General features: G+C 53.4%; 16 protein-coding genes. All 16 read right to left on the bottom strand.

What is annotated here, in order from left to right; genetic code table 11:
* Positions 1 to 187: 187 nt before the first annotated feature.
* The 16 genes from I2123_RS08400 to lrhA all read right to left on the bottom strand — a co-directional run bounded on the left by I2123_RS08400 (position 188) and on the right by lrhA (position 18089).
* On the bottom strand, positions 188 to 496 hold the full coding sequence (locus I2123_RS08400; protein WP_112166932.1) for a DUF883 family protein: 309 nt from the start codon (positions 494 to 496) through the stop codon (positions 188 to 190).
* A 103-nt stretch (positions 497 to 599) separates the two neighbouring features.
* The gene (locus I2123_RS08395) at positions 600 to 1115 is read right to left on the bottom strand and encodes a DUF1097 domain-containing protein (protein ID WP_213052187.1); all 516 of its coding nucleotides are present in this window, start codon (positions 1113 to 1115) and stop codon (positions 600 to 602) included.
* A 194-nt stretch (positions 1116 to 1309) separates the two neighbouring features.
* Positions 1310 to 2770, bottom strand: a complete 1461-nt coding sequence (gene nuoN, locus I2123_RS08390; RefSeq protein ID WP_112166930.1) for an NADH-quinone oxidoreductase subunit NuoN — start codon at positions 2768 to 2770, stop codon at positions 1310 to 1312.
* Positions 2771 to 2776: 6 nt separating this feature from the next.
* The gene (nuoM, locus tag I2123_RS08385) at positions 2777 to 4306 is read right to left on the bottom strand and encodes an NADH-quinone oxidoreductase subunit M (RefSeq protein ID WP_112166929.1); all 1530 of its coding nucleotides are present in this window, start codon (positions 4304 to 4306) and stop codon (positions 2777 to 2779) included.
* A gap of 96 nt (positions 4307 to 4402) precedes the next feature.
* Positions 4403 to 6250: an NADH-quinone oxidoreductase subunit L gene (gene nuoL, locus I2123_RS08380; RefSeq protein ID WP_112166927.1), complete on the bottom strand. Its 1848-nt coding sequence runs from the start codon at positions 6248 to 6250 to the stop codon at positions 4403 to 4405.
* Positions 6247 to 6549 (bottom strand): NADH-quinone oxidoreductase subunit NuoK, encoded by a 303-nt coding sequence (gene nuoK / locus I2123_RS08375; RefSeq protein WP_004936014.1) that lies wholly within the window; start codon positions 6547 to 6549, stop codon positions 6247 to 6249. Before nuoK ends, nuoL begins: the two co-directional genes overlap by 4 nt.
* Positions 6546 to 7103, bottom strand: coding sequence for an NADH-quinone oxidoreductase subunit J (nuoJ, locus tag I2123_RS08370; protein ID WP_112166925.1), 558 nt, complete (start codon positions 7101 to 7103; stop codon positions 6546 to 6548). The genes nuoK and nuoJ overlap by 4 nt, the downstream gene beginning before the upstream one ends.
* 12 nt (positions 7104 to 7115) lie before the next feature.
* The gene (gene nuoI / locus I2123_RS08365) at positions 7116 to 7658 is read right to left on the bottom strand and encodes an NADH-quinone oxidoreductase subunit NuoI (RefSeq protein WP_112166923.1); all 543 of its coding nucleotides are present in this window, start codon (positions 7656 to 7658) and stop codon (positions 7116 to 7118) included.
* Between the two features lie 14 nt (positions 7659 to 7672).
* The gene (gene nuoH, locus I2123_RS08360) at positions 7673 to 8650 is read right to left on the bottom strand and encodes an NADH-quinone oxidoreductase subunit NuoH (RefSeq protein ID WP_112166921.1); all 978 of its coding nucleotides are present in this window, start codon (positions 8648 to 8650) and stop codon (positions 7673 to 7675) included.
* Positions 8647 to 11373 carry an NADH-quinone oxidoreductase subunit NuoG gene (gene nuoG, locus I2123_RS08355; protein ID WP_213052186.1) on the bottom strand — a complete coding sequence of 909 codons (2727 nt, stop codon included), beginning with the start codon at positions 11371 to 11373 and terminating at the stop codon, positions 8647 to 8649. Before nuoG ends, nuoH begins: the two co-directional genes overlap by 4 nt.
* 143 nt (positions 11374 to 11516) lie before the next feature.
* Positions 11517 to 12887: an NADH-quinone oxidoreductase subunit NuoF gene (gene nuoF, locus I2123_RS08350; protein WP_112166919.1), complete on the bottom strand. Its 1371-nt coding sequence runs from the start codon at positions 12885 to 12887 to the stop codon at positions 11517 to 11519.
* A complete protein-coding gene (gene nuoE / locus I2123_RS08345; RefSeq protein WP_244207705.1) occupies positions 12884 to 13420 on the bottom strand; it encodes an NADH-quinone oxidoreductase subunit NuoE in 537 nt (178 codons plus the stop codon). Before nuoE ends, nuoF begins: the two co-directional genes overlap by 4 nt.
* Before the next feature lie 2 nt (positions 13421 to 13422).
* Complete coding sequence (nuoC, locus tag I2123_RS08340) at positions 13423 to 15222, bottom strand: NADH-quinone oxidoreductase subunit C/D (protein WP_112166917.1); 1800 nt, start codon at positions 15220 to 15222, stop codon at positions 13423 to 13425.
* A gap of 79 nt (positions 15223 to 15301) precedes the next feature.
* A complete protein-coding gene (locus I2123_RS08335) occupies positions 15302 to 15976 on the bottom strand; it encodes a NuoB/complex I 20 kDa subunit family protein (protein ID WP_112166915.1) in 675 nt (224 codons plus the stop codon).
* 19 nt (positions 15977 to 15995) lie between these two features.
* Positions 15996 to 16439: an NADH-quinone oxidoreductase subunit A gene (locus tag I2123_RS08330; protein WP_112166913.1), complete on the bottom strand. Its 444-nt coding sequence runs from the start codon at positions 16437 to 16439 to the stop codon at positions 15996 to 15998.
* Positions 16440 to 17144: 705 nt separating this feature from the next.
* The gene (gene lrhA, locus I2123_RS08325) at positions 17145 to 18089 is read right to left on the bottom strand and encodes a transcriptional regulator LrhA (RefSeq protein ID WP_112166911.1); all 945 of its coding nucleotides are present in this window, start codon (positions 18087 to 18089) and stop codon (positions 17145 to 17147) included.
* Between the last annotated feature and the right edge of the window lie 589 nt (positions 18090 to 18678).

The following is an 18678-nucleotide window of genomic DNA, read 5'->3' as shown; positions in this document are numbered from 1 at the left end:
TTATGCGGCGTTACGAAAAATGAAAATATGCGACAGATCAAGCTGCAGTGAGTGCAGTCAGATAGGAAGGAGTATAGGAGGAGAAAAAAGGATTATCCAAGCGAGAAAAACGAAAAAAACAAGGGCAGCCATAAGCTGCCCTGCGGTATTGTTTTTACATGGTGCTATCTGGTAATCAGTCTGCGGTTTAGCGGCGCAACAACAGGCCGACAACTAAACCTACCGCAGCGCCGACACCCACGCCGTGCCACGGATTTTCACGCACATAGCTGTCGGTTTGCTCGGCGACGTCACGAGCTTTGCGGCAGTATGAGCGCGCTTTCGGATCAAGACGGGATTTGATGTCTTTCAGCGCGTCTTCTGCGCGGGTCTTGATTTCAACGTATTTATCGTCAGCTTTATCACCGGAAGATTTCAGCACTTCTTCCAGCGTTTCAGTCAGCATGCGTAAATCGTCATCTAACGAATTCTGCTGTGCTTCAAATTGGTCAGCCATGGTTATCTCCTTATGATGTGATCGTTCACTTGCCTTTAACCCTAGCGCAGATCGGGATGAATTGCCTGTGAGATTTCACATAAACTTCCATAAAAACGGGGTTTTAAGAACCTTCCGAGCCTTTTGCCTGACCGAGTGCGTGCGTATTTTTCGCGTCCAGCAGCTGCTTCTCGCGCTGTTTCGCCAGCCATAATCCGCTGTTTTTCATCGCGTATCCGAAAACCAGTCCAACCAGCAATGAGATGACCACCAAACGCCAGTCGCCCTGTGCCGCAAATGTCGCACAAGCGCCAATGAATGTGCCAGGCACAAACGCCAGCCACTGCTGGCGTGCCTGAATGCACATCAGGAACGCCACGACGCCGGTCAGCATGTAACCCAGAATGCTCCACTCGGGGCGAATAGCGCTGCCCGCGATGATGACCACAGCCCAGAAGACGCCGCTCATGCAGGTCAGCGTGCTGATCGCCAGTCCGCGCAGGCCGCCCTGAGGGCAGGCGAAATAGGCCGTGCAACCGAGGAATCCCGCCCAGCCGATCAGACCCAGGCTGATAGCCACCCAGCCCCAGATACCAGAGAGGATCCCGGTAGTGATCGCGATCATTACTAAAACATTCATGGTTTAAAACCTGCGCAAATTTGGACAAGCGCGAAGTGTACTCATTGGCGGGAAGAATGGAATGGGCGAGATCACAAATTGAATGTAATTTTATGTTGAACGTACATATAAATGTGATTTAAGTCACACTAATGAGCATTATTGATTAAAAAAGCCGCTCAGGTGAGCGGCTTTATCATGCATTGCACTCTTGATCAGAGCATCGGTTGCGCCATCTGAACCAGCGTGATCAGCGGTTGCGGGAAGATCCCCAGCAACAGCACGAGAATCGCGGAAATCAGTACCACGACGCCGCCAGCCGTTAACGCCCAGTTATTCGGTGTGTCACGAACCAGCGTTTCCGGCGCACTGAGGTACAGACTCACGGTCACGCGCAGATAGTAGTAAAGACCAATAGCCGAACCGACGACGACTGCACCGGTCAGCCACCACAGATGCGCGGTCACACCGGTAGCAATCACGTAGAACTTACCAATAAAGCCAAGGGTCATCGGGATACCGGCCAGTGACAACATCATCACGGTCATGACCGCAGACAGAATCGGCTTGTGCCAGAACAGACCACGGTAGGAGAACAGTGATTCTGCGTCCGGACCTTTGTACGGGCTGGACATCAGACTGACCACACCGAACGCACCGAGGCTGCTGAACAGATAACCGGCCAGATACACACCGACGGTTTCCATCGACAGCTGATGGGTTTGCACCGCAATCAGCGCCACCAGCAAGTAGCCGAGGTGTGCGATGGAGGAGTAACCGAGCAGGCGTTTAATGTTGTTCTGACTGATCGCCATGATGTTACCGACCAGAATCGAGCAGAAGGCAATAATGCCCAGCACGATGCGAATCGCTTCGCTGTCGGCCACCGGTGCGTACAGGAACAGACGCATGACCACGGCAAAGATGGCGATCTTGCTGGCGGTGGCCAGGAAGGTCGATACCGGTGCAGGTGCGCCCTGATACACATCGGGTGTCCACAGGTGGAAGGGAACCAGCGACAGCTTGAAGCCCAGACCGACGATCATCATACCGAGGCCCGCCAGCAACAGCGGCTGGTGTAACATCACGCCATCTGCCAGGTTTTTACCCAGCGCCGCGAAGGACAAATCCCCTGACTGTGCGTACAGCAGCGCCATACCGAACAACAGGAAAGATGATGCGGCAGCAGACAGCAGCATGTATTTGATGGCTGCTTCCAGTGAGCGTTTCTGGCGGTAGGCATAACCGATCAGACCAAACAATGGCAGGGAAATCAGTTCGATTCCGAGGAACATTGACGCCAGATGGTTAGAGCATGCCAGCAGAATGCCGCCCATGGCCGCGATGAGCACTAACAGATAGAACTCTTCGCGGTTGTCCGGATAACCGGCCAGCCACGGGTAGGCAAATGTGCTGGTTGCCAGACTCGCCAGCAATACCAGCCCGATGTAAAACATCGAGTAACCGTCAATACGCAGCAGCGGCGTGACGTCCTGCGGCCCGGCCTGCCCGACGTAGTACAGGGAAAGTAAGGCAACGTTCAGCCCGATGACTGTCAGTGTGGCATTAAGAAAATGGTCGCGTCGCCACGCAATGGACAGCATCACCACCACCACCGTCAATCCGACGATCATCAGCGGTAATAGTGCGATCAGATTTTGAAGTGTAAATGTCATGGCGAGTTACGGCCTTGTCGTTGAAATAGTGGAAACTGATGACCCGAACCAGTGCTGAATGTTGGTCATCGCTGCACTTGAAGTATCGAGGATTGGCTGCGGGTACAGACCCAACGCCACCAGCAATACAACGAGTAACAGAATGATCGACAATTCGCGTGCGGTCATGCCTGGCAGCGGCTGGTCAGACTTCGCTTTACCGTAGTAAGCGCGCTGCATCATCACCAGGGAATACACCGAGGCAAATACCAGACCGAAGGTCGAGATGACAGCGATCACCGGTACAACCGGGAAGCTGCCAAACAGGATCATGATTTCACCCACAAAGTTACCGGTACCCGGCATCCCTAAGGTCGCCACGGCAAAGAACAGTGACAACGCTGGCAGGTATTTTATGCGTCCCCACAGTCCGCCCATCTGGCGCATATCGCGGGTATGCAGACGCTCGTATAGCTGACCACAGATGATGAACATACCAGCTGCGGACAGACCGTGTGCAATCATTTGAATCACTGCGCCCTGGTACGCCAGCTGGCTGCCGGTGTAGATAGCAATCAACACGAAGCCCATGTGCGAGACAGACGTGTAAGCAATCAGACGTTTGATATCAGTCTGCGCAAAGGCCATCCACGCACCGTAGAAGATACCAATCACACCCAGCCACATAGCAATCGGGGCGAATTCATGCGAAGCGTTAGGGAACAGCGGCAGACAGAAACGCAACATCCCGTAAGCAGCGGTTTTCAGCAAAATACCCGCTAAGTCAACGGAACCTGCAGTTGGCGCCTGACTGTGCGCATCTGGCAACCAGCCGTGCAACGGTACCACCGGCATTTTCACCGCAAAGGCGATGAAGAAGCCCAGCATCAGCAGATATTCAACATTATTCGACATCGGCGTTTTCAGCAGATCAGCGTAGTTGAATGTCCAGATACCGGTCGCGTTGTAGTGCACGAACACCAGACCGAGGATTGCAATCAGCATGACCAGACCGCTGGACTGCGTATAGATGAAGAACTTGGTTGCTGCGCTGATACGCGTTTTACCGTCTGACGCTTTGTGACCCCACAGAGCAATCAGGAAGTACATCGGCACCAACATCATTTCCCAGAAGAAGAAGAACAGGAACAAGTCGATGGCAAGGAACACGCCGATAACGCCGCCGAGGATCCACAGCAGGTTCAGGTGGAAGAAACCCTGATACTTCTGGATTTCACGCCACGAACAGAGGATCGCCAGTACGCCGAGCAAACCCGTCAGTACAACCATCAGCAGGGACAAACCGTCCAGTGCCAGATGGAAGCTGATACCAAAGCGAGGGATCCACGGCACCGAGTACTCGGATTGCCACTGTGGAATGCCCGCAGGTGATGTTAATGAGTATCCTCCCTGCAACCATAATTGCACGGAAAGAGCCAGCGTCAGCCCCATCGCAATCAACGCGATCCAGCGCGGTACTTTGCTCCCAAAGCGCTCAGTCTGCCAGCACAGCAGCCCGCCGATAAAGGGGATAAATATTAGCCAAGGTAATAGCATGGCGTGTCGTTCCCTTCTTTTATGCCCGTAGGCTATTTCACTTGCCGGCGGTCAGAGAGACAAACCGGCATTGATAATGACACTCGTAAGACAGGCTTAAATCACCAGCAGCAGTGCAAGTACTACCACTGCACCCAGCCCCATCGACGCGACGTACCAGCGGACCATACCGTTTTCGCTGAGGGTCAGACCGCGGTTACCCAGACGGGTAAAGATCGCAGGCAGATTCATCATCGAGTTCAGCGGGTCACGCTGCAGGAGTTTCGCGATAGCCAGATACGGTTTCACGAAAATCATGTCGTACAGCCAGTCGAAGCCCCAGGCGTGGAACCACCAGGTCGTGAAGAAACGGCCCGGGGCACTTTTCGCGATGCTGTTGACCAGCGAGCGTTTACCCAGGTACAGGGCCGCCGCCAGCAGAATACCGGCAATCGCAATCACGCCTGACGTGATTTCCAGGGTCAGCACGCTGCCATGCGCCAGCTCAGTGGTTTCCGGCAGTACGCCTTGCAGTGGCGGAACAATCATTGCGCCAATGAAGGTGGACAGAACCAGTAACACCAGCAGCGGCAGGTGGTGAGTGATGCCTTTACCCGCATGAGCTTTGATTTTTTCTTCGCCGTGGAACACGATGAAAATCATGCGGAAGGTGTACAGCGAGGTCATAAACGCACCGACCAGACCGGCAACCATCAGATTGAGATGACCGTTAGCCAGCGCACCGGCAAGGATTTCATCTTTACTGAAGAAACCTGCGGTAATGATTGGCAAGGCAGACAACGCCGCACCACCGACCAGGAAGCAGACATACACCAGCGGAATGGATTTACGCAATCCACCCATCTTGAAGATGTTCTGTTCGTGGTGGCAGGCCAAAATGACCGAGCCTGAAGAAAGGAACAACAGTGCTTTAAAGAACGCGTGCGTCATCAGGTGGAAGATCGCTGCATCCCACGCCTGAACGCCCAACGCCAGGAACATGTAACCAATCTGGCTCATGGTCGAGTAAGCAAGTACGCGTTTGATGTCGGTTTGCACCAGCGCGGCAAAACCCGCCAGCACTAACGTAACGGCACCGATAATGCCCACCAGATGCAGTACTTCCGGCGCCATCAGGAACAGGCCGTGTGTACGTGCAATCAGATAAACACCGGCGGTCACCATGGTCGCGGCGTGGATCAGCGCGGAAACCGGTGTCGGACCGGCCATGGCGTCTGCCAGCCAGGTCTGCAACGGCAACTGTGCGGATTTACCCACTGCGCCACCCAGTAACATCAGGGTTGCCCAGGTAATTGCCGTATCGCCGACCGCCAGTTTCTGTGGTGCCAGCACCATCAGTTCACGAATGTTCAGCGTACCGAGCTCGCGGTAAAGGATGAACAGTGCGAACGCCAGGAACACGTCACCAACGCGAGTCACAATGAAGGCTTTCATTGCTGCCGCGCCGTTAGCCGGATTGGTGTAATAGAAACCGATCAGCAGGTAGCTGCAGAGGCCTACGCCTTCCCAACCGAGATACATCAGCAGTAAGTTGTCTGCCAGTACCAGAATCACCATGCTGGCGATAAACAGGTTGGTGTAAGCGAAGAAGCGAGAGTAGCCCTCTTCACCGCGCATGTACCAGGATGCGAACATGTGGATGAAGAAGCCGACGCCGGTAACCACGGAAAGCATGGTCATCGACAAACCGTCGAGGGTTAGCGTTGCGGAGATATTGAAATCCCCGACCTGCATCCAGTTCCACAATGTCTGGTTGAAAACCTCAACGCCCGCCGCTTTCTGGCTAAGGAAGTTGATGCCCACATACACGGTGGTCAATGCTGCAAGACCAATCGAACCCACGCCAACCGTAGCCGACGTATTTTCAGACCAGCGACCGCGTGAGAAGGCCAGTAACAGGAAGCCAATCAGCGGGAACAGAATAGTTAAATAGAGTAAGTTCATCCGCGCATCTCACTGACAGTATCAATATTCAGGGTGTGGCGACGGCGATACAGTTGCAGCAGCAACGCCAGACCAATACTGGCCTCCGCCGCAGCCAGGCTGATTGCCAGGATGTACATCACCTGACCGTCTGCCTGACCCCAATAGCTTCCTGCCACAATGAACGCCAGCGCCGCTGCATTGATCATCACTTCCAGACTGATCAGCATAAACAGCAGGTTACGACGAACAAGCAGTCCGGTCAGACCCAACACAAAGAGGATCGCGGCCAGGATCAGGCCATGTTGTAGAGGGATCATGCTCTCTCCTCCGTTTTTCTTTTCGCCATTTCCGTCGTGGCCGGTGCGTCACCAAAGACTTCACCCGCTTTATGTTCACGACCAATGTGGAACGCTACGACCAGACCGGCCAGCAGCAGCATTGACGCCAGTTCAACCGCCAGAACGTAAGGACCAAACAGCGCGATGCCGACCGCTTTCGCGTCAACCATGTCACCTTTGATACCGTGATCGTGCAGACCCACGATAGAGGCGATCATTACGCCCAGCAGCACCACGGCCAGAATCGATGGCCCGATCCAGGTCGAAGGCTGTAACCATGCGCGTTCCTGTTCCTGGACGTTGCCAAGGTTCAGCATCATCACCACGAACACAAACAGCACCATGATGGCCCCGGCGTAGACGATGATCTCCAGCGCACCGGCGAAATAGGCGCCGAGCGAGAAGAACACCGCAGCAATCGCCAGCAAAGAGACGATCAGATACAGCAGTGCATGTACCGGGTTGGTGTGCGTGATAACACGCAATGTCGCCAACACGGCCACCAGGGCTGCAATATAAAATGCAAATTCCATGCTTGCGGCTCCTTAGGGCAACAGACCTTTGACGTTGATCGGTTTGGCTTCGTTTTCCGCATCGCCTTTCGGCTTGCCGTCAACGGCCATACCGGACATCCGGTAGAAGTTATATTCCGGATACTTACCCGGTCCAGAGATCAACAAATCTTCTTTTTCGTACACCAAATCCTGGCGCTTGAATTCACCCATTTCGAAGTCCGGCGTCAGCTGAATCGCTGTTGTCGGGCAAGCTTCTTCACACAGACCGCAAAAGATGCAGCGTGAGAAGTTGATGCGGAAGAATTCCGGATACCAGCGGCCATCTTTATGTTCTGCTTTTTGCAGAGAAATACAGCCTACCGGACAGGCTACCGCACACAGGTTACAGGCAACGCAGCGCTCTTCACCGTCGGGGTCGCGCGTCAGCACGATACGACCACGGTAACGCGGAGGTGGATTGACCGGTACTTCCGGGTACATCTGGGTTTCGCGCTTGGCGAAGGCATGCAAGCCTATCATCCACAAGCTACGAACCTGGGTCCCGAACCCGACCACTAAGTCTTTCAATGTCATGGTTTCATCACCCCTTATTGCGCGTTGTACAAGATGACCGCAGCGGTCGCCAGCAGATTAAGCAAGGTCAGTGGCAGGCAAACTTTCCAGCCAAATGACATCACCTGGTCGTAGCGGGGACGCGGTAAAGCAGCACGGATCAAAATGAACATCACCATGAAGAACGCCGTTTTCAGCGCAAACCAGATCACCGGGTAAAGGAACGGACCCTGCCAGCCACCGAAGAACAAGGTGACGATGAGTGCAGAGACGGTCACGATACCGATGTATTCCCCCACGAAGAACAAACCGAATTTCATACCGGAATATTCAATGTGGTAACCATCGGCCAATTCCTGCTCGGCTTCCGGCTGGTCAAACGGGTGGCGGTGACAGACGGCCACGCCGGCAATCGCAAAGGTCACGAAGCCGAAGAATTGCGGAATGATATTCCACATGTGCGCCTGAGAGATGACGATGTCTTGCAGGTTGAAAGACCCTGCCTGCGCCACGACGCCCATCAACGACAGGCCGAGGAACACTTCGTAGCTCAGCGTCTGGGCGGATGCACGCATCGCACCCAGTAACGAGTATTTGTTGTTACTGGACCAGCCAGCGAACAACACCGCATAGACAGTCAGACCAGCCATCATCAGGAAGAACAAAATACCGATGTTCAGATCTGCGGCGAACCAGGTCGGACTGACCGGAACGATCGCAAAGGAGATCAGCAGGGACGTAAACGCAATCATCGGAGCCAGTGTAAAGATGGCTTTGTCGGTGAATTTAGGTACCCAGTCTTCCTTGAAAAACATCTTGATCATGTCGGCAACCAGCTGCAGGGATCCGCCCCAGCCGACACGGTTTGGTCCGTAACGGTTCTGGAACAGACCGAGCAGACGGCGCTCACCGAAGCTCATGAAGGCCCCGCAGGTCACGACGACCAGCAGGATCACGATGGCTTTCAGGATAGCGATCAGCGAATCGATCACGACAGGTGTAAACCAGCTCATTGTGCTGCCTCCCGCAGATTTTCAACCGTAGTGCCTACCAGAATCGGTGGAATACCTGGCAGCCCCAGCGGCAGGCCAAGCTGGCCCTGATTCAGGGTTTCACTCAACCGCACCGGCAGTTTCAGCAACTGACCGGCGCAGGTGAATTCCACCTGAGAACCGGCGTTCACGCCTAACTGTGCGGCATCGACCGGGTTAACCATCACATAAGGCGCTGGCATACGCTGCTGAATTACAGCAGAACGCTGCGTCATCTCTTCACTGCCGAACAGATGGTAATAAGGCGCGATACGCCAGTTCCCTTCGGTCGCGGTGAAGACAGCAGGAATCGTGGTGAAGTACTCGAGACTCCCCTCCCCTGCTTCGATAAGACGCACACCCGGATCACCATGACGAAGACTGCCGCCAACTTCGCTCTGGAATTTGTTCCAGGCTTGCGGTGAGTTCCAGCCTGGCGCCCAGGCGAATGGCACCTGGTTGCGGTTAGCTGTCGGGCTGTTGTTACCTTCCATCGAGAAGGCAAACATGGTGTCTTTGTCTTGCGGCTGACGCGGTTCGTGAACGCTGATGTTTGCGCGCATCGCCGTACGTCCACTGGAACGGTTCGGAGAACGCGCCAGTTTCTGTCCGCGAATGCGGAAGCTGGCGTTAGGTGCCGCTTCAACCATGCCTTTCAGCTGCGGCAGTGCCTCGACGCAGGCTTCGATCACGTGATCAAGCTGCGTCCAGTCCACATGACGGCTGTTGACGGTAGAATGCAGCGAGTGCATCCAGCGCCAGCTTTCCAGCATCGCGACGGTGGTGTCGTAGTAAGCCGGATCGTAAACCTGGAAGAAGCGCTGAGCGCGGCCTTCCTGATTCACCAGCGTGCCGTCACTTTCTGCGAAACTCGCCGCAGGCAGGATCAGAGTGGCTTTATCCATAATACGCGTACGCTGATGGTCAACGACCAAAAGGTTCTGCACGTTGGCCAGCGCAGCATCCACTTTCGCTTCAGGTGCCTGACGATAAAGGTCGTTTTCCATCACGATGGCGCTGTCTGCGTCGCCCTGAGTCAGTAACTCAAGAGCTTCATCAAGCGATCCGCCGCCGATCATCGACAGGCCGATGCTGTTGGCGGCCGAAGCTACGAAAGTAATGCCGACATCGCTGCCTGCCACTTTCAGTGCTTTGGCAATGTTTGCCGCCGCTTCAATGATAGCGTCAGAACCGGCGTTGGAACCGGTGATGATCAGTGGCTTGCGCGCACCGGTCAGTGCCTGCACGATCACGTCGATTTTCTTGTTCAGGCCATCGGCCAGATCGTTGACCGCCGGGGCTGAATTATCCAGCGCGTGGGCGATAGCGAAGCCGAAACGGGCCTGCTCATCTACCGGCGCACGGTAATTGTAAGCCGCGATATCGTCGAGTTTGGTGTTGTCTACGTTGGTGATAAACAGCGGGTGTTTAGCATGCTGACCGATGTTTTGCACCGCAGCGATTTGCCAGTCAGCCACACGCTGAGCGGCGGCCATCGCGCGTGCTTTACCTTTTACTGCCTGACGAACAGACAGCGCGATACGTGCGCCGGTCTGCGTCAGGTCTTCGCCCAGCACCAGCACCGCATCGTACTCTTCAATTTCACGCAGCGCAGGTGTGTGAACACCGCTGTTGCGCAATACGTTGAGCATCAATTGCAGACGGCCCTGCTCTGCGGCATTAATACCGGTGTAGAAGTTTTCGGCTCCCACCAGTTCGCGCAGTGCAAAGTTGCTTTCAAGGCTGGCACGCGGAGAACCGATACCGATGGTTTTCTTCGCCTGACGGAGGATATCCGCCGCGCCCTGCATCGCCTGTTCGGCGTTAAGTTCGATCCAGTCGTTGCCACGTAACTGCAATGGCTTCTTAGGACGATCTTTCAGGTTGACGTAGCCATAACCGAAACGACCACGGTCGCAAAGGAAGTAGTGGTTTACGGTACCGTTGTAACGGTTTTCGATTCGACGCAATTCGCCATAACGCTCACCCGGGCTGGTGTTACAGCCAACGGAACATTGCTGGCAGATGCTTGGCGCAAACTGCATGTCCCATTTACGGTTGTAGCGTTCGGAGTGGGTCTTATCGGTAAACACACCGGTCGGACAGACTTCTACCAGGTTACCGGAGAACTCGCTTTCCAGCGGGCCATCTTCCGGGCGACCAAAGTAGACGTTGTCGTGCGCGCCATATACACCCAGATCGGTGCCGTCGGCGTAATCCTTGTAGTAACGGACACAACGGTAGCAGGCGATACAGCGGTTCATTTCGTGAGAGATGAACGGGCCGAGATCCTGGTTGTTATGGGTACGCTTGGTGAAGCGGTAACGGCGCATACTGTGGCCGGTCATCACTGTCATATCCTGCAGGTGACAGTTACCGCCTTCCTCACACACCGGGCAGTCATGCGGGTGGTTGGTCATCAGCCATTCCACAACGCTCTCACGAAACTCTTTCGCTTCGCCGTCGTCGATGGAAATGAAGGTGCCATCGGACGCTGGTGTCATACATGACATCACCAGACGACCGCGCGTATCTTCCGCGTTTTGGTATTGCTTAACCGCACATTGGCGGCAAGCGCCGACGCTTCCCAGCGCCGGATGCCAGCAAAAATAAGGAATATCGAGGCCGAGAGAGAGGCAAGCCTGCAACAGGTTGTCCGCTCCGTCTACATCGTATTCTTTGCCGTCTACATGAATCGTAGCCATAGTCAGCATGCTTCCACGTGGCCCACCTGACGGCGGGCGTTAATCAAAAATTCTTGCCGGGTTGGCGTCTATCAATCGACAGCGCGTCCCTTGTTTTGGGATTTCGCGCACAGCGGGCTCACGTCCGCTGCCTGTTGCCTTCACTACCAACGCTGTTTCAGCAGGTTGTTTGGCTGAATACCGCCAATCGCCCGCGCGTTGCTGTAATGCTGTTTGGCGATGCCCGCCTCGAACTCTTCCCGGAAATATTTAATCGCACTCTGCAATGGCTCCACGGCACCCGGCGCGTGTGCGCAGAAGGTTTTGCCCGGACCCAGTTGGCGGCAAAGCTGTTCGAGAGTTTCGATATCTCCCGGCTGGCCTTCACCACGCTCCAGCGCGCGCAGGATCTTCACACTCCACGGCAAACCATCGCGGCACGGGGTACACCAGCCACAAGATTCACGGGCGAAGAACTCTTCCAGGTTACGTACCAGCGGCACCATGCCTATTTCGTGATCGACGGCCATCGCCAGCGCAGTACCCAGACGACTACCGGCTTTGCCGATACTGGCGAAATCCATCGGCAGATCCAGATGATCAGCGGTCAGGAAGTCTGTCCCTGCGCCGCCTGGTTGCCAGGCTTTGAATTTCAGGCCATCGCGCATACCGCCGGCATAGTCTTCAAGAATTTCACGTGCAGTCGTTCCGAAAGGCAATTCCCAAACGCCCGGATTTTTCACCCGGCCGGAGAAGCCCATCAGTTTTGTACCCGCATCTTCGCTTTTGCCCGCGGACATGCCTTTGTACCAATCCACGCCGTGCTCCAAAATGGCAGGCACGTTGCACAGGGTTTCGACGTTGTTCACACAGGTCGGTTTCCCCCAGGCACCGGCAGAGGCCGGGAACGGTGGCTTGGAACGCGGGTTAGCGCGGCGGCCTTCGAGTGAGTTAATCAGCGCGGTTTCTTCACCGCAGATATAACGACCCGCACCGGTGTGGACGATAAGTTCAAAGTCAAAACCGGTACCGAGAATATTTTTACCCAACAGACCCGCTTCTGTGGCTTCCGCAATCGCGCGACGCAGATTCACAGCAGCTTCGATGTATTCACCACGCAGGAAGATGTAGCCACGGTAAGATTTCAGCGCGAAAGCCGAGATCAGCATGCCTTCAACCAGCAGGTGCGGCATTTGCTCCATCAGCATGCGGTCTTTGTACGTACCGGGTTCCATCTCATCGGCGTTACACAGCAGATAGCGGATATTCATGCTTTCGTCTTTCGGCATCAGGCTCCACTTCAGACCGGTGGAAAAACCTGCGCCGCCGCGCCCTTTCAGGCCAGCGTCTTTTACCAGATTGACTATCTCATCCTGCGCCATGCTTTTGAGCGCCTTCTCTGCGCCGACGTAACCGTTTTTACTGCGGTATTCGTCGAGCCAGACCGGCTGCTCATCGTCACGCATACGCCAGGTCAGCGGATGCATTTCCGGCGTGCGTTCAATGTGTCTTGGCGTATAACCGTTGATTGTCATACATAGCGCTCCAGTAGCTGGCCGATAGCTTCTGGTGTCAGGCGGCTGTGCGTGTCCTCATCGATCATCATCGACGGGCCTTTGTCACAGTTGCCAAGGCAACAGGTCGGCAGCAGAGTAAAACGTCCGTCTTCGGTCGTTTCACCCGGCTTGATGTGCAACTGTTGTTCAAGAGCGGCCTGGATCCCCTGATAACCGGTGATGTGGCACACCACGCTGTCACAGTAACGGATCACATGGCGACCTACCGGCTGGCGGAAGATTTGGCTGTAAAACGTTGCCACACCTTCCACGTCGCTGGCTGGAATGCCCAGAACATCGGAGATCGCGTAGATAGCGCCGTCAGGCACCCAGCCACGCGCTTTTTGCACGATCTTCAACGCTTCGATGGAGGCCGCACGGGCATCTTCGTAGTGATGTTTCTCGTGTTCAATCGCTTCACGTTCAGCATCACTCAGCTCAAATACCGGAGTAACCACCGGCTCGCTGATGTTGATGTACTGAACGCCTGAGTCTTTATTGATATCTGTCATCGTTAGCGGTCCACATCTGACATTACAAAATCGATACTGCCCAGATACACGATCAGGTCGGATACCAGGCTGCCACGGATTACGGACGGGATCTGCTGCAAATGCGGGAAGCTTGGCGTACGGACGCGCGTGCGGTAGCTCATGGTGCTGCCGTCACTGGTCAGGTAGTAGCTGTTGATCCCTTTGGTGGCTTCAACCATCTGGAAAGATTCTTGCGCAGGCATGATCGGACCCCACGACACTTGCAGGAAGTGAGTGATCAGGGTTTCGATGTGTTGCAGCGTACGCTCTTTCGGTGGCGGCGTGGTCAGCGGGTGATCCGCCTTGAACGGGCCTTCCGGCATGTTTTTGTAGCACTGTTCCAGAATGCGCAGGCTCTGACGAAGCTCTTCCACTTTCAGCATCACGCGGGAATAGCAATCACTGACGCCATCGCCGACCGGCACTTCAAAATCGAAGTTTTCGTAACCTGAATACGGACGCCATTTGCGGACATCGAAGTCGATCCCGGTCGCACGCAGGCCAGCACCGGTGGTGCCCCACGCCAGCGCATCATCGGCGTTGTATGCTGCTACGCCTTTGGAACGTCCAATCAGAATAGTGTTTTTCAGCGCTGCCTTGACGTAGGAATCCAGACGGGCTGGCATCCAGTCAAGGAATTCACGCAGCAGACGCTCCCAGCCTTTCGGCAGGTCGTGTGCAACGCCACCAATACGGAACCAGGCCGGGTGCATACGGAAACCGGTGATCGCTTCCACCAGATCGTAAATTTTCTGACGATCGGTAAAGGCGAAGAACACTGGCGTCATCGCGCCCACGTCCTGAATAAACGTAGAGATGTACAGCAGGTGGCTGTTGATACGGAACAGTTCAGACAGCATCACGCGGATGGTGTTAACGCGATCCGGCACGACGATACCCGCCAGTTTTTCAACAGCCAGTACGTATGGCATCTCGTTAACGCAACCGCCGAGGTATTCGATACGGTCCGTGTACGGAATGTAGCTGTGCCATGACTGGCGCTCGCCCATCTTCTCAGCACCACGGTGGTGGTAACCGACGTCCGGTACACAGTCGACAATTTCTTCGCCATCAAGCTGCAGGATGATGCGGAACGCACCGTGCGCAGACGGATGGTTAGGTCCGAGGTTGAGGAACATGAAGTCCTCGTTTTCGGTGCCGCGCTTCATTCCCCAGTCTTCCGGCTTGAAGGTCAGCGCTTCCATCTCGAGTTCTTCTTTTTGCTTGGTCAGCTCATAAGGATCGAACTCGGTGGCGCGTGCCGGATAGTCTTTACGCAACGGGTGCCCTTCCCACGTCTGCGGCATCATGATGCGCGTCAGGTGCGGGTGGCCGTCGAAGGTAATACCAAACATTTCCCAGGTTTCGCGCTCGTACCAGTTAGCATTCGGGAATACTTTGGTCAGAGTCGGAACATGGAGATCGTTTTCAGCCAATGCCACCTTGAGCATGATGTCGCGATTACGCTCGACGGAGATCAGATGGTAGAAAACGGAAAAATCCGCGGCCGGTAAACCGTCGCGGTGGGTACGTAAACGCTCATCAACGCCATGCAGGTCGAACAGCATGACGTAAGGTTTTGGCTGTTTTCGTAAAAAGGTAATCGCTTCCAGGATCTGTTCACGTTTGAACCACACCACGGGAATTCCGGTGCGGGTCGGCTGAACAGTAAAGGCCTCGGGCCCAAAACGGTTACGCAACTCGCCAATCACCGGATCATCAAGATGATCACGGGTATGCCATGCTGGCAGGGCGGTATTTTGCGTCGTCAAATCTGTCATATTTTTTTCACCACACTAAATGGTCATTTATGCCGTAAGGGGTTTACCACCCCTCAGGGTTGACTCTCAGACCGCAGTGTTAAATCTCGTCCGGCGAACGCAGATTTGTCACGGCTATGCGTTCAGCACGTTTACGCTCTTTTTCAGACTGCATATTCGCGCGGTAAACACCCTGATCGCCGACGACCCATGACAATGGGCGGCGTTCTTTACCGATAGATTCCTGCAGCAGCAATAGCGCCTGCATGTAAGCCTCAGGACGCGGAGGGCATCCAGGGATATACACATCGACAGGCAGGAACTTATCCACGCCCTGCACCACTGAATAAATATCGTACATGCCGCCTGAGTTCGCACAGGCGCCCATCGAAATCACCCATTTCGGTTCGAGCATCTGGTCGTACAAACGTTGAATAACGGGGGCCATCTTGGTGAAGCAGGTGCCTGCAACCACCATGAAATCGGCCTGACGTGGCGAAGCACGCAAGACTTCTGCGCCAAAACGCGCAACGTCATGCACCGCAGTGAATGACGTCACCATTTCTACGTAGCAGCAGGAAAGGCCGAAGTTGTAAGGCCAGAGGGAGTTTTTGCGTCCCCAGTTCACCATGCCGTGCAGTGATTCCTGAAGGTTTCCCATGAAAACGCTGCGCTTAACCTGCTCCTGAAGAGGATCGCCGACGACCTCCTGATTCTGCAGGGGGTAACGGTCGTTCTCACCGTCCGGGTCTACGCGGGTGAGCGTATATTCCATCTTATTGCCTCGCTATGACTTACTGAGGGTGACTGTTGGTATTAATCGCCGGGCTTGGTTTAACAGGTCCTTTCGAACGTGTTGGTGTCCAGTCCAGTGCGCCAATACGCACCAGATAAAACAAACCAGCCAGCAGTACCAAAATGAAAATGGTGGCTTCTACGAATCCGGTCCAGCCGCTTTCGCGAATAGACGTTGACCATGCGTACAGATACAAGGCTTCAACGTCGAAAATGACGAAAAACATGGCGACCAGGTAGAACTTAGCGGAAAGACGCAGGCGGGCGGTGCCCACCGAGGCGATACCTGATTCAAAAGGCGTGTTTTTGTAGCGTGCTCTGGCTCTCCCGCCAAGGAACGCGGCGCCCAGTAACATCAGGCAACAAAGCCCAACGGCAACGACAAGAAAAACGGCGAACGCCCAGTGTTGAGCGATGACTTCAGTGGCTGTTGACATACGCATTGCTTACTCATCAAAAGTGGCACTCTGGCATCTGCTCTATGGGATCGGCAGTTTGCGTACCACATCGATTCAAGGGAAGGATTAATAACCACACAGTTCACGGCTCAATAAGGCATTAAGCCAGTGATTTGTTGTGGGCTTTTTACCCTTTTCTATAACCTTTTGTCAACTTTGACAAAAGTATCTCCACATTAGTTTACATGCTTATCATTTAATTAACATATCATGCGCCGACACTTAAGCTAAATCGTGTCAGTTAAATACCGTGATAAAGCATGAGCCTGTGACGGGAGTTATGACATCTTTCTCACTTTCCTATTGTCGCAGGAATAGACAGCGCTTCCACTCTCTTATTAGGGTTATTTTTTTGATCCAGGTCAGAGTTCTGTCAATTTCGACAGCAAAAAAGCCATATTTTTAACAAGTTTTGTTGAATTACAGAAAGCAGCAAGCGGATTACGGCAAAAAACACTGGTTATTGTTAATGTGAAAAAACGTCGATATTTAGGTAATTTAGTGAGGTGCTTATTGATGATGAAAACAGTCACAGCGTGGGAAGAGACGGATTAACAGGGGAAAAAGGCACTTTGAGAGAAAATGGTAAACAAAACCACTAAAAGGAAAGGTTTTACTATCCAAAAGGAGTAGATGCCTTTACCTCCGCCCTTTACAACCATGGGCGGAAAGTAAAGCAGGCCAAATGTATTAACTTTTTGAATCAGCCACCAGCTCCTGATCGTCATCAACGACAGGACGAGGACCGTAGGCGCTCAGAGAATAGGGATCATTCCCCTGCTCTACCGCGTTAAAAATGGCCATGGCGAGTTCATTGGTGCAACGGGCATTTTTATACAACACGTATTGCGTATCCGGCAGACGCGGCAAGCCGTCCTGTTCACCCAACACACGCAATTCCGGGCTCATCATTTCGATAGGTCGTGCGGTCACGCCAAGCCCGGCACGCACGGCGGCGCGAATTGCAGACAAGGTAGATGCCACATAGGCAATGCGCCACGGGATACCAGCCTGATTGAGATACTCCGTTGCCATCTGACGGTAAGGGCTAGGCTCATCAAGCACCACCAGCGGCACGCTGTCGCCGGAAGGATAGGCAAAGTCAGCCGAGCAGTACCACAGCGTCGGTGAGGTTCTCAGTACAATATGCGGATGGTCGGTGCCCGTCATCGTGGTGATGGCCAGATCGATTTCTTCGCTTTCCAGCATGGATAACATAAACGGACTGCGTTTCACCCGAACGTCGATAGACAATTTTGGGTACACAGACGTCACGCGACTGAGCAGGAAAGGCAAAATAGTGTCGGCAGTATCATCGGATGCACCGATGGTGATCCCGCCCTGGACATTGCTGTACATCAAAGAGGTGCAGGCTTCATCGTTAAAACGAAGAATTTTCCGTGCATACCCCAATAACTGAATGCCGTGTTCAGTTAATAATTTATTACGTCCATGTCTGGCAAACAGTTCTTTTCCAACAAGTTGTTCAAGACGTTGCATTTGTTGACTGACCGCCGACTGAGTACGACACACGGCAGCAGCTGCTGCAGCGAACGTATTTAAATCCGCTACAGCTACAAATGTCCTCAACAGGTCAAGGTCGAGATTGAGGATTGGACGATTTGCATTTGTCATAGTTTTTCTTCGCTTTATAGAATCTAATAACAAGCTACCCTGATGATGCGTCAAAGTACCCGCAATAAGCAGAATACCAGATATGACAGATACTCACTCATTTGATAAGCAAGATTGAGAAATATTTGTGCATGAAAGTTTTCATTAAAGCCGTTTTCATCCCCTTAAATGCAGATGCAGAAATTCCACACAAAGGGTGAATGATTAGATAATCTTAATAAAAAAAGAATAGACCATTTTGACTAATTAACCGACATCTTTTCAGGCAACTTCCCTGCTGCCGCCTGCGATTGAGCGCTATCATCGCCCCAAAACCATAAGCAACATTAATTATTCACTTGTGATGTATAAAAATATACTTCAACAAATTCATTAACTCACGAGGATATCCATTACTCTTCGCAAAAAATCAGTTTAACTGACATTAAGATTTTTCTACACCCTGCCAAAATTCTTTATAGCCAATTGATCAAATATAGGTAAAGAACGTATTTATAAAACCTGACAAAATACATACGCCGACAGGCTTATCTTATGATCATTCATCCAGCGGTTATTAATAATCATTAGATAAATAAAACATATTCGT

This window comes from Rahnella inusitata (genome assembly GCF_018288855.1).
Taxonomy (GTDB): domain Bacteria; phylum Pseudomonadota; class Gammaproteobacteria; order Enterobacterales; family Enterobacteriaceae; genus Rahnella; species Rahnella inusitata.
Note: the sequence above shows the minus strand (reverse complement) of the source record. Positions and strands in the feature narration are given on the sequence as shown.

Excerpts from the sequence above, each read along its gene's own strand:
- I2123_RS08400 (WP_112166932.1), bottom strand. The coding sequence starts at position 496 with ATGGCTGACCAATTTGAAGCACAGCAGAATTCGTTAGATGACGATTTA.
- I2123_RS08395 (WP_213052187.1), bottom strand. The coding sequence starts at position 1,115 with ATGAATGTTTTAGTAATGATCGCGATCACTACCGGGATCCTCTCTGGT.
- nuoN (WP_112166930.1), bottom strand. The coding sequence starts at position 2,770 with ATGACATTTACACTTCAAAATCTGATCGCACTATTACCGCTGATGATC.
- nuoM (WP_112166929.1), bottom strand. The coding sequence starts at position 4,306 with ATGCTATTACCTTGGCTAATATTTATCCCCTTTATCGGCGGGCTGCTG.
- nuoL (WP_112166927.1), bottom strand. The coding sequence starts at position 6,250 with ATGAACTTACTCTATTTAACTATTCTGTTCCCGCTGATTGGCTTCCTG.
- nuoK (WP_004936014.1), bottom strand. The coding sequence starts at position 6,549 with ATGATCCCTCTACAACATGGCCTGATCCTGGCCGCGATCCTCTTTGTG.
- nuoJ (WP_112166925.1), bottom strand. The coding sequence starts at position 7,103 with ATGGAATTTGCATTTTATATTGCAGCCCTGGTGGCCGTGTTGGCGACA.
- nuoI (WP_112166923.1), bottom strand. The coding sequence starts at position 7,658 with ATGACATTGAAAGACTTAGTGGTCGGGTTCGGGACCCAGGTTCGTAGC.
- nuoH (WP_112166921.1), bottom strand. The coding sequence starts at position 8,650 with ATGAGCTGGTTTACACCTGTCGTGATCGATTCGCTGATCGCTATCCTG.
- nuoG (WP_213052186.1), bottom strand. The coding sequence starts at position 11,373 with ATGGCTACGATTCATGTAGACGGCAAAGAATACGATGTAGACGGAGCG.
- nuoF (WP_112166919.1), bottom strand. The coding sequence starts at position 12,887 with ATGACAATCAACGGTTATACGCCAAGACACATTGAACGCACGCCGGAA.
- nuoE (WP_244207705.1), bottom strand. The coding sequence starts at position 13,420 with ATGACAGATATCAATAAAGACTCAGGCGTTCAGTACATCAACATCAGC.
- nuoC (WP_112166917.1), bottom strand. The coding sequence starts at position 15,222 with ATGACAGATTTGACGACGCAAAATACCGCCCTGCCAGCATGGCATACC.
- I2123_RS08335 (WP_112166915.1), bottom strand. The coding sequence starts at position 15,976 with ATGGAATATACGCTCACCCGCGTAGACCCGGACGGTGAGAACGACCGT.
- I2123_RS08330 (WP_112166913.1), bottom strand. The coding sequence starts at position 16,439 with ATGCGTATGTCAACAGCCACTGAAGTCATCGCTCAACACTGGGCGTTC.
- lrhA (WP_112166911.1), bottom strand. The coding sequence starts at position 18,089 with ATGACAAATGCAAATCGTCCAATCCTCAATCTCGACCTTGACCTGTTG.